Annotated in this window: 12 protein-coding genes; 3 read left to right on the top strand and 9 right to left on the bottom strand. The window is 69.1% G+C overall.

The features are described 5' to 3' along the window. Nucleotides 1-127: 127 nt before the first annotated feature. Nucleotides 128-430: a co-chaperone GroES gene (groES, locus tag OG326_RS07210; RefSeq protein WP_327143826.1), complete on the bottom strand. Its 303-nt coding sequence runs from the start codon at nucleotides 428-430 to the stop codon at nucleotides 128-130. Nucleotides 431-908: 478 nt separating this feature from the next. Here groES and OG326_RS07205 point away from each other — a divergent pair, with 478 nt between their 5' ends. Then, the gene (locus OG326_RS07205) at nucleotides 909-2,405 is read left to right on the top strand and encodes an Hsp70 family protein (protein ID WP_327143825.1); all 1,497 of its coding nucleotides are present in this window, start codon (nucleotides 909-911) and stop codon (nucleotides 2,403-2,405) included. Between the two features lie 87 nt (nucleotides 2,406-2,492). Here the strand turns inward: OG326_RS07205 and tsaD are convergent, their stop codons facing one another. The 6 genes from tsaD to dapA all read right to left on the bottom strand — a co-directional run bounded on the left by tsaD (nucleotide 2,493) and on the right by dapA (nucleotide 7,639). Then, a complete protein-coding gene (gene tsaD, locus OG326_RS07200; protein WP_327143824.1) occupies nucleotides 2,493-3,524 on the bottom strand; it encodes a tRNA (adenosine(37)-N6)-threonylcarbamoyltransferase complex transferase subunit TsaD in 1,032 nt (343 codons plus the stop codon). Next, complete coding sequence (rimI, locus tag OG326_RS07195; RefSeq protein WP_327143823.1) at nucleotides 3,521-4,048, bottom strand: ribosomal protein S18-alanine N-acetyltransferase; 528 nt, start codon at nucleotides 4,046-4,048, stop codon at nucleotides 3,521-3,523. The genes tsaD and rimI overlap by 4 nt, the downstream gene beginning before the upstream one ends. Then, nucleotides 4,045-4,737 (bottom strand): tRNA (adenosine(37)-N6)-threonylcarbamoyltransferase complex dimerization subunit type 1 TsaB, encoded by a 693-nt coding sequence (gene tsaB, locus OG326_RS07190; protein ID WP_327143822.1) that lies wholly within the window; start codon nucleotides 4,735-4,737, stop codon nucleotides 4,045-4,047. The genes rimI and tsaB overlap by 4 nt, the downstream gene beginning before the upstream one ends. A gap of 102 nt (nucleotides 4,738-4,839) precedes the next feature. Continuing rightward, nucleotides 4,840-5,292 carry a tRNA (adenosine(37)-N6)-threonylcarbamoyltransferase complex ATPase subunit type 1 TsaE gene (tsaE, locus tag OG326_RS07185; protein ID WP_327143821.1) on the bottom strand — a complete coding sequence of 151 codons (453 nt, stop codon included), beginning with the start codon at nucleotides 5,290-5,292 and terminating at the stop codon, nucleotides 4,840-4,842. Next, complete coding sequence (alr, locus tag OG326_RS07180; RefSeq protein ID WP_327143820.1) at nucleotides 5,292-6,422, bottom strand: alanine racemase; 1,131 nt, start codon at nucleotides 6,420-6,422, stop codon at nucleotides 5,292-5,294. Before alr ends, tsaE begins: the two co-directional genes overlap by 1 nt. A gap of 326 nt (nucleotides 6,423-6,748) precedes the next feature. Further along, nucleotides 6,749-7,639: a 4-hydroxy-tetrahydrodipicolinate synthase gene (dapA, locus tag OG326_RS07175; RefSeq protein ID WP_327143819.1), complete on the bottom strand. Its 891-nt coding sequence runs from the start codon at nucleotides 7,637-7,639 to the stop codon at nucleotides 6,749-6,751. Between the two features lie 70 nt (nucleotides 7,640-7,709). Between dapA and OG326_RS07170 the strand changes: the two genes are divergently transcribed. Next, nucleotides 7,710-8,582: a LysR substrate-binding domain-containing protein gene (locus OG326_RS07170; protein WP_327143818.1), complete on the top strand. Its 873-nt coding sequence runs from the start codon at nucleotides 7,710-7,712 to the stop codon at nucleotides 8,580-8,582. 201 nt (nucleotides 8,583-8,783) lie between these two features. Here OG326_RS07170 and OG326_RS07165 read toward each other — a convergent pair whose 3' ends face one another. Beyond that, on the bottom strand, nucleotides 8,784-10,232 hold the full coding sequence (locus tag OG326_RS07165) for an NAD(P)H-hydrate dehydratase (protein WP_327143817.1): 1,449 nt from the start codon (nucleotides 10,230-10,232) through the stop codon (nucleotides 8,784-8,786). 166 nt (nucleotides 10,233-10,398) lie between these two features. On the opposite strand from OG326_RS07165, the gene OG326_RS07160 reads away from it, so the two are divergent. After that, on the top strand, nucleotides 10,399-10,824 hold the full coding sequence (locus OG326_RS07160; RefSeq protein WP_327143816.1) for a cupredoxin domain-containing protein: 426 nt from the start codon (nucleotides 10,399-10,401) through the stop codon (nucleotides 10,822-10,824). An 11-nt stretch (nucleotides 10,825-10,835) separates the two neighbouring features. Here the strand turns inward: OG326_RS07160 and glmS are convergent, their stop codons facing one another. Continuing rightward, the gene (gene glmS / locus OG326_RS07155; protein WP_327143815.1) at nucleotides 10,836-12,704 is read right to left on the bottom strand and encodes a glutamine--fructose-6-phosphate transaminase (isomerizing); all 1,869 of its coding nucleotides are present in this window, start codon (nucleotides 12,702-12,704) and stop codon (nucleotides 10,836-10,838) included. Nucleotides 12,705-12,759: the final 55 nt, after the last annotated feature.

Genomic DNA, 12,759 nt, shown 5'->3' with positions numbered 1-12,759 from the left:
AAGTGAGTTTGGGGAGGGCGAACGCACTCCGCCCCGGGTCGAGGCTGTTAAGCGGCGACGCCGAGGCGGAGAGTCCGGGGTTTCGGGAGCGAAGCCCCTTGAAAGGCCCCGGAGAGTTGGTGCGTCCCTACTTGGTGACGACGGCCAGCAGATCGCGCGCCGACAGAATCAGGTACTCGCCACCGTTGTACTTGATCTCGGTGCCGCCGTACTTGCTGTAGATGACGACATCGCCCTCGTTGACGTCCAGCGGAATCCGCTTGGCGCCGTTCTCATCCCAGCGGCCGGGGCCGACGGCGATGACGGTGCCCTCCTGGGGCTTCTCCTTCGCCGTGTCGGGGATGACCAGGCCGGAGGCGGTCGTCGTCTCGGCCTCGTTGGCCTGGACGAGGATCTTGTCCTCGAGCGGCTTGATGTTCACGCTCGCCACGTTGAGCCCTCCACTTTTCAGGGGTCTTCGCGCCCGGGGCGGTTCCCCGGGCTCACGGTGTTCGGTCATGGTCTGACCCTGCGCACAAGCCCCGTCGTCGCGGGAGCCGGGACCACTGCCCAGTAGTCAGAGCTGGCATCTGAAGCAATCAACCAGTGCCACCTAGCACTCTATACACGGGAGTGCCAGCGCTCAAGGTCGGGCTTCGTCATTCATGATGCCGCCCCACCAGGCAACGCGACTCGCCGACGGGAACGGCCGGGGAATCTGAGGGCTTCCATAGAAATACGAAAATCTGTAACGTTCGGATAACGGATTGTGACAACATTGACGACGGCCGCGCGGCAAGGCCGCATCAAGCCCGTCACTGCTTCGCCGAGTGTCACCCAGTTGCTTCATTTCCATAGTTGTTGCTGCACCCAGGTCCGTTCGAGATGGTCGTCTACACGCGGGACCATCCGCTCGAAGGGAGGTGAACATGCGAACATCCCTCGGCATCTCCGCCGGGAGTGAGGTGGTGTGCTCGGCGACGGTTGCCACAGCGCCCAACGGCGCCCAGTACTTCGACTACCGGGTCGTCACCGCGGATACGGCCCACTCCGACCTCGGCGATCTCGTGGCCTCCTCCATCGAGTTGATGACCACTCAGATTCCCCGCGAGAACGTGCACGCCTTCGGCACCCACCCCGCCGCCCTCGCGGCCGCGCACAACGATCACGCGCCGGGGCCGCCCGGGGATATCGCAGTCGCCTACCGGGACCGGGAACAGGCCCAGATCATCCGCTCAGCTATCGGTCGGCAACGTCGCGATGTGCGGCTCATTCCGGAAAGCACAGCGGCCCTTGCCTTCCTGCGCCACACCGGCCTGCTGGACCGCTACCACACGGTCGCCGTACTCGATATCGGCGCGACCGGCACCACCGTCACCGTGGCCGATCACGCCGACGACACCGTGCTCCGCTCCGAGCGCACCGCCACCATCAGCGGCAATGCCATCGACGAACTGATACTGCAGCATCTGCTGGACTGCCATCTGGCCCGCCGCGGCACCCGCCCGAATCGGGGCATGCTGCTCAATCGCAGTCGCGCGGCCAAGGAGCATCTGTCCATCGCGCCCGCGGTCACCATCGATCATGTGGCCGGGCAGCCGCTCAAGCTCACCCGCGTCGATTTCGATGAGCTGGTTTCCGACCTGCTACGCGAGCTGGCCCTCTTCGCCCGCGGGGTTTTCGCGCGGGCGCCGAAGTTCCCGGAGGCGGTCGCGGTCATCGGCGGCGGCGCCAATACCCTCGCCGTGGTGTCGAGTCTGGAACGCCAGCTCGATGTGCCGGTGCTGACGGTCCGCGAGCCCGAGGCCGTCATCGCCAAAGGCGCTGCACTGGTGGCCGATTCCGCAACGCCGACGACCTTCCCGGTGATCAGCCGCGGTTCCGATGCTCCGATCGGCACCTTCACCAAGCTGGCGGGCACGCTGGCCGGCGCCATCGTGGTGGTCGGCCTGATCATCGGCTACGGCGTGAAGGAGCTGGTGCCGGAACCGCACGGCGCCAATTACTCACCGCCCATCTCCGGTACGCAGCAGCCGGTGGTCGTCCCCGCCACGCCGCCCGGCGGCGCGACCGGCGCCGGCACCACGACCAACAGCCCGAATCACGATCCGTCGCATCCCACCGCACCCCCGGTCGTGCCGACCACGGCCCCGCAGGGCGCCCCCAGCAGCACTCTCACCACCCCGCTGACCACGATCGCCCAACCGCCGCTGCGACCCGATCCGGGCCTACCCCAGATCCCGTTCCCGGCAGACCTTCCCCGCATCCTGGGCCCGCTGCTCGGCACCACCCTCCCGCCCCCGGTGACCACCGAACCCCGCAGCGAGACAGCCGAACCCCACATCGTCGGCCCGACCACCTCGGGCCTGCCCCGCAGCAACTCCGGCTCCGCGGGCACCACCACCATGGCCAGCCCGACCGACTAGGCCGGCCCGACTCCCGAAGACACCACCGCGACCGAGGATTCCTCGGTCGCGGAATGCATTACGAGCGGCACGATCGGTGAGCGGGGACTACAGCTGGCTGGTGGAGACCGGCAGGCCCGGGTCCGTCGCCACGGTGAGCGCGGACGGCTTTGCGCCACCGGCGATTACGTGCGCGCCGAAGGTGGCGATCATGACGCCGTTATCGGTGCAGAGCCGGGGCTTGGGGACGCGCAGGGTGAGACCCGCTGCGGCGCAGCGCTCTTCGGCCATGGAGCGAATACGGGAGTTCGCGGTCGCGCCGCCGCCGAGCACGATCGTGTCGACGCCGACATCCTGGGCGGCGCGCACGGCCTTCATAGTGAGGACGTCCGCGACCGCCTCCTGGAACGAGGCCGCGATATCGGGGATGGGCAGCTCCCGACCGTCCCGCTCGGCCGCCTCGACATACCGCGCCACCGACGTCTTCAACCCGGAGAAGGAGAAGTCGTAGCGGGCGTCGCGCGGTCCGGTCATACCGCGCGGGAAGGCGATGGCGTGCGGATCGCCTTCGGCGGCAATGGCATCCAGCACCGGTCCGCCCGGGTAGCCGAGGCCGAGCAGGCGCGCCACCTTGTCGAAGGCCTCACCCGCCGCATCGTCGACGGTGCTGCCGAGTTCGATGATCGGTTTCGCCAGATCGGTGATGTGCAGCAGATGCGTATGCCCGCCGGAGACGAGCAGCGCCACCGCCGGCGGCAGCGGACCGTGCTCGAGGGTGTCGACGGCGACGTGCCCGCCGAGATGGTTGATCGCGTAGAAGGGGATATCCCACGCCGCCGCATAGGCTTTCGCGGCGGCGACCCCGACCAGCAGCGCACCGGCCAGACCGGGTCCGATGGTGACGGCGAGGGCATCCGGCCGATCGATGTCGGCGGCGGCCAGGGCGCGGCGCATGGCCGGGACGATGGCCTCGAGATGTGCGCGCGAGGCGATCTCCGGCACCACGCCACCGAAGCGGGCATGCTGATCGACACTGGAGGCGACCTCATCGGCCAGCAGCTCGCAGGTGCCGTCGGGCAGGTATCGGACGATGCCGACTCCGGTTTCGTCGCAGGAGCTTTCGATACCCATGACGATCATGACGAGACCTCTGTGTCTTCGGCGAACCCGGCGCCCTGCGGGAACTCCGCCGGCGCGAACCCGGCCATGGCGGGCTTGCGCATGGTGTACGCGTCGGCCCCGCTCGGCTGGTAGTAGTTCTTCCGCAAACCGATGATGTGGAAGCCGTGCTTCTCGTACAGCGCGATGGCGGCGGCATTGTCGGTGCGCACCTCGAGGAATACCGGTCCGCCGCGCTGCCCGGCTTCGGCCAGCAGCGCTTGCAGCAGCAGGGTGCCGACGCCGCCGCGGTGCAGCTCCGGATCCACACCGATGGTGTGTATTTCGGCCTCGGGATGTTCGGCGTCACCCAGCAGGGCGATACCGGCGTATCCGATCATGCGATCGTCCTGATCGCGCGCGATGATGTAGCGATTGTGCGAGGCGGCCAGCTCCGACAGGAACGAAACCTCGTGCCACGGATCGTCCTCCGGGAACAAGACCTGTTCGAACTCGGCGCAGCGCACGGCATCGGCCGGCCGCATCGGTTGGATGCGGATGGTCATCGGCCCACCTGCGCATAGCTCCGCTCGACCGCATCGGGACGGCGCAGATACAACGGGACCAGGGGTTCGGGAGTCACGCCCGCCAGCAGATCGCGAGCGGCGCAGCGCACCAGACCGTACGGGGACGGGGTCTCCACCGGCAGCACGGGCAGATCGAAGTAGTCGACATGTGAGGCGGATCCGGCGATCACGGTGGCGGTGCCCGGATCCAGATCGGCGGGCTTGCTCACCTCCGGACCTTCGATACGGCCCTCGGCGCGGTAGCGAGCCCAGTACACCTCGCGGCGCCGCGCATCGGTGACCACGAGCAGCTCCACCGGCTCGGCCGGGGTGCGCAGATAGCTTTCGGTATCGGCGGCGATGGCATCGAGACTGCACACCCCGTGCACGGGCACGCCCAGCGCATCGGCGAAGGCGGCCGCGGTGGCCATCCCGACCCGCAGTCCGGTGAAGGGCCCCGGCCCGATCCCCGCGACAACCGCGGCGATCTCCGCACGGGTGCGACCGGATTCGGCGAGGCACGCCAGAATCTGCGGCGTCAGGACCTCATTGTGCGCACGGGAATCCACGGTCACCTTGGAGGTGATCGTGGTGATGCGAGGTGCGGTTGATCCCTCGTCCGCCGGTTCCAGTTCCACCAGTCCCGCCGTCACGGCAGGGGTCGAGGTGTCGACAGCCAGTACAAGCATGATTGCCCCAACAATACTGGTCTGATTGCCTTCGCTTCGCTCCGGCAGGGTCGCGACCGCTGGTGGTGCGGTCAGCGTGATGCTTCTCGCATTAGAGGGTGGTCAGGTGGCCGAGAGCCATTCCCATTCCGCCGTGCGGATATCGGAGTCCGGTTCGCGGCGGAGTTGGACGCGCAGGTGACGGTCGGCGAGGTGTTCGGCCACGCCCAGACCCCATTCGACGACGACCACCGCATCGTGCAGATCGGTGTCCAGGTCGAGGGCGTCGAGCTCGTCCAAATCACCGCCGAGCCGGTAGGCGTCCACGTGCACCAGGGCGATCGAGCCCGGGTCGGCGCTCGCGCGGTGCTGGCGGGCAATGATGAAAGTCGGTGAGCTGACCCGGCCTATGACGCCGAGCCCGGCGGCGATGCCACGGGTGAGCGCGGTTTTCCCGGCACCCAGCGGACCGTCGAGAATGACCAGATCGCCGGGTTGCAGTTCCTCCGCCAGTTCGCGGCCGAGAGCCTCGGTGTCCTCGACTGTCGGGAGGGTGCGATTGCCGCGGGTGTTCATCACCGGCCGCCGATGTGGGTGCGGACAACGCGACCGCGCGGGGCGCAGACGATTTCGTAGTGGATGGTGCCGAGCGTGTCCGCCCATTCCTGGGCGTGCGGCAGACCCTCGCCGCCGAACAGGACGGCGGTATCGCCCTCGCGGACACCGGATTCGTTCTCGCCGAGGTTCACCACCAGCTGGTCCATGCAGACCCGGCCGATATTGGGCCGGCGCTCGCCGCCCAGCCACACATCGAAACGGCCGCCGAGGGTGCGCGGCACGCCGTCGGCGTATCCGGCGGGGATGAGCGCGACGGTGGTGTCGTGCTCGGCAATCCACTCGTGGCCGTAGGACACACCCTCACCTGCGGCGACGCGTTTCACCAGGGCGACGCGGGCGCGGAAGGTCATGGCCGGGCGCAGGCCGAAGTCGGAGATCTCCGGAATCGGCGAGAGGCCGTACACGGCGATGCCGGGACGCACCATGTCGAACGCCAGATCCGGGCGGGTCAGGGCGGCCGCAGAATTGGCCAGATGCACCAATTCCGGTTGCAGGCCGTGCTCTTTCGCGGTGGCGATGCATTCCAGGAACCGGTCGCGCTGGAGGTCGATGGTCGGGTGGTGCGGTGAATCCGCATGGGCGAGATGGGAGAAGACGGCCCGGAACCGCACCACCCGCTCGTCCACCAGCTGTCGCAAAAGCGTCAGCACCTGCGGGTATTCGGTCGCGGATACGCCATTGCGGTTGAGCCCGGTATCCACCTTGAGCGATACCGTCGCGATGCGCCCCAGACTGCGTGCGGCCGCCGCGACCGCCTCCAGATGTGCGACCGAGGACACCGCGATCTCGATATCCGCCGCAATACCGCTCGCGAAGTCGGCATCGGAGGTGTTGAGCCAGCACAGAATCGGCGCGGTAATGCCCGCCGCCCGCAGTGCGACCGCCTCTTCGAGGGTGGTCACCCCGAGCTCGCGGGCCCCGGCGGCGATCGCGGCCCGCCCGACCTCGACGGCCCCGTGGTTGTACCCGTCCGCCTTGACCACCACCATGATCGCGGCGGCACCGGCGTGCTCGGCCAGGATCCGCACATTGTGGGCAATGGCATTCAGATCGACGAGGGTCTCCACCTGCGGATCGGGCTTGTTCACAGCACCGATCCTGCCATCTCCGCCCGCGCGGCACCCGTCACACCCGGCCGCGGCAACGCCTCGACCCGCCCAGCGACACGCCGCAATCGCATGATCGGCGCCTGCCCGCGACGCATGCCCGCACAGAGCGCCACGGGGACGAACCTGGCTACCTCACCTGATCAGCCCACCGATCATGCTTTCGCCCGGCACTTCCCGAGTCGACGCGTTGCCCTGAATACGGCAGCGCACCGGACGCCGGTCGGAGCGGCCTGCCTGGACGCATTCAGTGCCTGAAGTCGAGAACAGAGTGACGGCGCTCGCGTGGCGGCCGTTTCGCCGAACGGTCAGGAACTGCCCGCGTGGACGCCCTGCAGTGCGGACAGCGCCGCCGCGACGGAGGCTTCGCTCGCGGGGAGCAGCGGAAGTCGGACCGCGGCGGTGGGGATGCGGCCCTGTGCGGCCAGAACACCCTTCAGGACAGTCGGATTGGGTTCGGTGAACAGGGTGGCGGCGAGGGCGGCGAGGCGGTTGCCGATGCGGCGGGCCTGGTCGATCGGGCCGTTCCGCCAGGCCGCGATCAGTTCGACGTATTCGGCGGGTGCGACATTCGCGCAGGCCAGGATGGCGCCGGAGGCGCCGAGGGCGAGCAGGGGCGCGGCGAAGAGGTCGTCGCCCGCGAGTACGGCGGTATCGCCTGCCGCGGCGCTCAGGAAGCCGATGGTGGTGTCGTCGATGCCGCCGGTGGTGTATTTGAATCCGGCGACATTCGGCAATTCGGCCAGGCGGCACAGGGTTTCGGCACTGAGCGAAAGGCCCGTGCGGTACGGAATGTGGTAGATCACCAGGGGAACCGGGCTGGCCGCGGCCAAGTGCCGGAAGTGTTCGACAACACCGTCTTCGGACGGGCGCGTGTAGTACGGGACCACGGTGAGCGCGGCCGCGGCCCGCGGGTCGAGGGCTGCGAGTTCCTGCACCGAGGCGGCGGTCGCATTCGATCCGGCGGCGGCGATCAGGGGTGCCCGGTGCTCGGCGCACACCCCCGCGCAGATATCGAGCACCCGCAGCCGCTCGTCCGGGGTGAGGGTCGCGGGTTCGGCGGTGGTGCCGAGCGCGACGATTCCGGTCGCCCCGGCCTCGAGCACCTCGTGCGCGAGGGCTTCGAGCGCTGCTGCGGCGATCTCGCCGGTGGCGGTGAAAGGCGTGATCAGCGGCACGAACAGGCCTGTGAATGTCATGGCCCCAGCGTGGCCGCCACACGCCTTCACGTCCATTTCACGTTTCCGTCTCCGAGCATAAGATCTCCTTATGCTCGATCTGCGCCGATTACGCCTGCTCCGGGAACTCGCCCACCGCGGCACCATCACCGCCGTCGCGGAGGCGCTGACCTACACGCCCTCCGCGGTCTCCCAGCAGCTGACCGCGCTGGAACGCGAGGCCGGGGTGCCGCTGCTGGAGCGCACCGGCCGCAGCGTCACCCTCACCCCCGTCGCACTGCGCCTGGTCGAGCACACCGAAACCATCCTCGCGACCCTGGCGCAGGCCACCGCCGAACTCGCCACCGCCAGAACCGAACTCACCGGAACCCTGCGCATCGGCGCCTTCCCCACCGCGGTCCGCACCATCCTGTCCCCCGCGCTGGTCACCCTCAGCCGCGATCATCCGCACCTGGAACTGCTTGTCACCGAACTGGATCCGGCCGCCGCCCCCGCCGCCCTGCGCGCCGATCTCCTCGATATAGCGCTGGTCCAGGAGTACGACTACGTCCCCGTGGACCCGGAACCGGGCCTCGATACCGAACCCCTGCTCGAGGAAACCATCCACCTCGCCGCTCTCATCGCGGAACCCCTTGCCGCACACCGCGATTCCTCCTGGATCGCAGGCACCCCCGGCACCCTCTGCCACGCCATGACCGTCCGAGCCTGCCGCGCAGCCGGATTCACCCCCCGCATCCGCCACCACGCCGACGACTTCGGCGCCGTCCTGGCCCTGGTGGCCGCAGCCCAGGGCGTAGCCCTGGTCCCCGACCTGGGCGCCCAATCGGTCCCGCCCGGCGTAACCCTCACCCCCCTCCCCACCCGCCGCCGCACCCACCTCGCCTACCGCCGCGGCGCCGCCCACCACCCCATAGTCGCCGCCGCCCGCGCCGCCCTCCACGCAGCGATAACCCCTCCGGCCTGACCGCCGACCTGCCACTCATCGGCGACGAACTCCGAGTCGGAGACGCAGCGGGGCCGAGCATCAGCGAGTGACATTGCACGGCAGGCTGTTCCCCGTCACGCGAAGATCCGGGTGATCGATCGGGATGGCCCACATCTGCCGTGGGCTGTCGCGGGCTGGAGGTCGCCCTGGCGGACTCGCGGCGCCGGTGGACCGCAGTGATCAGGCGGCGGCGAGGTCGCGGAGGGTGCCGATGGCGTTGCGGAGATTGGCGAGGAGGGGGGAGGCGGAGATGGGGGCGCCTGCGGCGGTGGTGGCGTGAGCGGCGAGGTTGGCGGAGAGGGCGTGGACTCGGGCGGCGGCCGCGGCGGACCAGGCGGGGTCGCGACCGGCGGCGAGGAGGGCGGCTATGACGCCGGAGAGGATGTCGCCGGAGCCGGCGGTGGCAGCCCAGGAGCCGCCTGCCTCGTTGACGAAGACCGGGTCGCCGGGGGTGGCGACCACGGTGGCGCGCCCCTTCAAAAGGACTGTCACCTGCCAGGAGTCGGCGAGTTTGCGGACGGCGGCCACACGGTCGGGGGCCGGGTCCTCCCCGGTGAGGCGGGCGAATTCGCCGGCGTGCGGAGTGAGGACGGTAGGGGCGGTGCGGCCGTTCAGCAGGCCCGGATCGGCCGCGAGCAGGGTCAGGCCGTCGGCGTCGACCACCACGGGCAGATCGGTGGCGAGGATCTCGGCGAGCCGGTCGCGCGCGGCGGAGTCGGTGCCCGCGCCGGGGCCGAAGACCCAGGACTGCACTCGGCCGGTCTCCGAAATCGACGGTGCGGCAACAACTTCAGGAAAGTGTGCGAGAACCTGAGCGGCGCCGGTTCCGGCATAGCGGACCATTCCGGAGGTCGCGGCCACCGCGCCGCCGGTGCACAGGATCGCCGCACCCGGATAGGTGGAGCTGCCCGCGCAGACGCCGGTGACGCCCTGGGTGTACTTGTCATCGGTCGATTGCGGCACCGGCCAGCCCGCCCCGATCGATTGCGGTTCCAGGGCAGCCAGATTCGGCGCAGGTAGACGTAATCCTATGGGCACCAGTTCAATTCGGCCGCAGTATGGCGCGGCCAGGGCATGCACCGGCTTGTACGCACCGAAGGCCACGGTCACGGCCGCTCGAACCACTGGTCCGCTCACCACTCCGGTATCCGGGTCCACACCGCTGGGCAGATCGACGGAGATCACCGGAACACGCACCCCGGCAACAATTTCCGCCGCCTGCGGGCGCAGCGGCCCGCGACCCGAAATACCGACGATGCCGTCGATGACCAGATCCGGCGCGCCCACCTCGGCGCCCACCCGGCCACCGGCCCGGCGCAATGCCGCCAGCCCCTCCGCATGCACCCGCTCCGGCGACAGCAGCACCGCCCGCACGGCCACACCCCGCCGCCGCAGGAACGATCCCGCCCACAGCGCGTCGCCGCCATTGTCGCCGGAGCCGACCAGCAGTGTCACCGAACGTCCGGCCACTCCCCCGGTCCGCTCCCGCAGCTCCCGCAGCACCACCTCGGCCAATCCGAAAGCCGCGCGCCGCATGGGCATTCCGGCGGGAACCCGGGTGAACAGCTCCGTCTCCGCCGCACGAACCTCATCGGCCGTGAAATATCCGCGAAGCTCAGCTGCGGTCATCGTTCGCCTCCTGCGAGAGCGGATTCCGCGGGGCGCACCCCGCCTGCCTGCGACGTTTGCAGACTACCCCCGCCCGCCGCGGCGACCGCCACGCAGCGACCCGGCGGTTTCCGCAGGGACGAAGCCTGCGAATAGCCCGCTGATCGCGACGGTTACGCTGACGGACATGTCGATCCGCCGCTACTCGCCCGCCCGCGCCCTGCTCCTCGTGACCGTGGTGGCGGGGGTGCTGGCCGTGAGCGGCTGCGGCTCGGATTCGTCGAAGTCGGCCGCACCGGCGACGACCGCCGCCTCCGCCGCCACCTCGGCCGCCGCCACGTCGGGCCCGCGGCAGCCCGCGGCGGTGACCGTCGAGGTGAACGATATGAAGTTCTCCCCGGCCTCTATCACCGTCAAGGCCGGCGACATGGTGACCTGGAAGTTCTCCGACAAGGCCCCGCACGCGGTGCAGGGCATCGGCGATGTCGCGCTGGGCATCAACAGCCCGATCATCCACAAGGGCGAGTGGAGCTACACCTTCACCACCCCCGGCACCTACCGCTACCTGTGCCCCCTGCACCCGGACATGAAGGGCTCGGTCACCGTCGAATAGCGCCGCAGCGCCTATTCGACCGTGACTGATTTGGCGAGGTTGCGGGGCTTGTCGACGTCGTAGCCGCGGGCCTGTGCGACCTCGGCGGCGAAGATCTGCAGCGGGACGGTGGCCAGCAGCGGCTGGAAAAGCGTTGGGGCGGCGGGTATTTCGATCAGGTGATCGGCGAACGGGCGGACCGTGTCGTCGCCTTCCTCGGCAATGACGATGGTGCGGGCCCCGCGCGCCTGGATCTCGCGAATATTGCTGAGCATCTTGGAGTGCAGCATGGGGCGGCTCTTCAGCGAGGGCATCACCACGAAAACCGGCAGACCCTCCTCGATCAGCGCGATCGGGCCGTGCTTGAGCTCACCGGCGGCGAAGCCCTCGGCGTGGATGTACGCCAGTTCCTTGAGCTTCAGCGCACCTTCGAGCGCCACCGGATAACCGACATGCCGGCCGAGGAACAGCACCGTGGAGACGTGGGCGAACTCGCGTGCGAGGGCGCGCACCTGGTCGCCCGACTCCAGGACGCGGGCGACCAGTTTCGGCATGGCCTCCAGCTCGGCGAATTCGCGGGCCACCTCATCGGGGTACTTGGTGCCGCGCGCCTGCGCGAGCGCGAGGCCGACAAGATAGTTCGCGGTGATCTGCGCGAGAAACGCCTTGGTGGACGCCACGCCGATCTCCGGCCCGGTGCGGGTGTAGAGCACAGCGTCGGACTCGCGGGGAATCTGCGCGCCATTGGTATTGCAGATGGCCAGGACTCGCGCCTTCTGACTCTTGGCGTGCCGGACCGCCTCCAGCGTGTCGGCCGTCTCGCCGGACTGCGAGATGGCGACCACCAGCGTGGAGCGGTCCAGAACCGGGTCGCGATAACGGAATTCGCTGGCCAGCTCCACCTCGACGGGCAGCCGGGTCCAGTGTTCGATGGCGTATTTGGCCAGCAGCCCCGCGTGATACGAACTGCCGCAGGCGACCACGAAGACCTTGTCGAACTCGCGCAGTTCCTGATCGGTGAGCCGCTGCTCGTCCAGCACGATCCGGCCGTCTTGGAAGTGACCGATCAGCGTGTCGGCGACGCCGGCGGGCTGCTCCTCGATCTCCTTGAGCATGAAGTAGTCGTGGCCGCCCTTCTCGGCGGCGGCCAGATCCCAGTCGATGGTGAACGGGCGGGTGCGGACCGCGTCGGGATTTCCGTCGAAATCGGTGACCTCGTAGGAGTTCGCGGTAATGACAACGGCCTGATCCTGGCCGAGCTCCACCGCTTCCCGGGTGTGCTCGATGAAGGCGGTGACATCGGAGGCGAGGAACATCTCACCCTTGCCGACACCCACCACCAGCGGGGTGGAGCGGCGTGCGGCGATGATGGTGCCGGGATGGTCGGCATGCGTGAAGACCAGGGTGAACGCGCCCTCCAGGCGGCGCACCACGGCGAGCGCGGAGGCCACGAAATCCCCCGCCGTCGCACCGGTGGCATACGCACGAGCCACCAGGTGCACGGTGACCTCGGTATCGGTATCGCTGCCGAGTTCGACTCCGGCGTCTTCGAGTTCGCGGCGCAGCGGCGCGAAGTTCTCGATGATGCCGTTGTGCACCACCGCGACCCGGTCGCCGCCGTCACGATGCGGATGCGCATTGCGGTCGGTGGGTGCGCCGTGGGTGGCCCAGCGGGTGTGGCCCATGCCGGTGGTGCCCGCGAAACGACCCGCTGCCGTTTCGGCGAGTTCGGCCTCCAGATTGGCCAGCCGGCCTGCCTTGCGTTCGACGGCGAGCCCGCCCGCGCCGTCGAGAATGGCGACTCCGGCGGAGTCGTAGCCGCGATACTCCATGCGGCGCAACGCGTCCACCACCACACCGAGGGCGTCCCGGTACCCCACGTACCCCACGATTCCGCACATGGGCCACCAGCCTACTGGGGTAGCACCGGCTTCTGAATCCCAGTGCGGACGGGAC

Origin of the sequence: Nocardia sp. NBC_01327 (assembly GCF_035958815.1) — a bacterium.
Lineage (GTDB): Bacteria > Actinomycetota > Actinomycetes > Mycobacteriales > Mycobacteriaceae > Nocardia.
This window is presented reverse-complemented; position numbering and strand designations above follow the sequence as displayed.

Bases quoted from the DNA above. Each gene is read 5' to 3' on its own strand.
- OG326_RS07205 (WP_327143825.1), top strand. From the start codon at position 909: ATGCGAACATCCCTCGGCATCTCCGCCGGGAGTGAGGTGGTGTGCTCG.
- tsaD (WP_327143824.1), bottom strand. From the start codon at position 3,524: ATGATCGTCATGGGTATCGAAAGCTCCTGCGACGAAACCGGAGTCGGC.
- rimI (WP_327143823.1), bottom strand. From the start codon at position 4,048: ATGACCATCCGCATCCAACCGATGCGGCCGGCCGATGCCGTGCGCTGC.
- tsaB (WP_327143822.1), bottom strand. From the start codon at position 4,737: ATGCTTGTACTGGCTGTCGACACCTCGACCCCTGCCGTGACGGCGGGA.
- tsaE (WP_327143821.1), bottom strand. From the start codon at position 5,292: ATGAACACCCGCGGCAATCGCACCCTCCCGACAGTCGAGGACACCGAG.
- dapA (WP_327143819.1), bottom strand. From the start codon at position 7,639: ATGACATTCACAGGCCTGTTCGTGCCGCTGATCACGCCTTTCACCGCC.
- OG326_RS07170 (WP_327143818.1), top strand. From the start codon at position 7,710: ATGCTCGATCTGCGCCGATTACGCCTGCTCCGGGAACTCGCCCACCGC.
- OG326_RS07165 (WP_327143817.1), bottom strand. From the start codon at position 10,232: ATGACCGCAGCTGAGCTTCGCGGATATTTCACGGCCGATGAGGTTCGT.
- OG326_RS07160 (WP_327143816.1), top strand. From the start codon at position 10,399: ATGTCGATCCGCCGCTACTCGCCCGCCCGCGCCCTGCTCCTCGTGACC.
- glmS (WP_327143815.1), bottom strand. From the start codon at position 12,704: ATGTGCGGAATCGTGGGGTACGTGGGGTACCGGGACGCCCTCGGTGTG.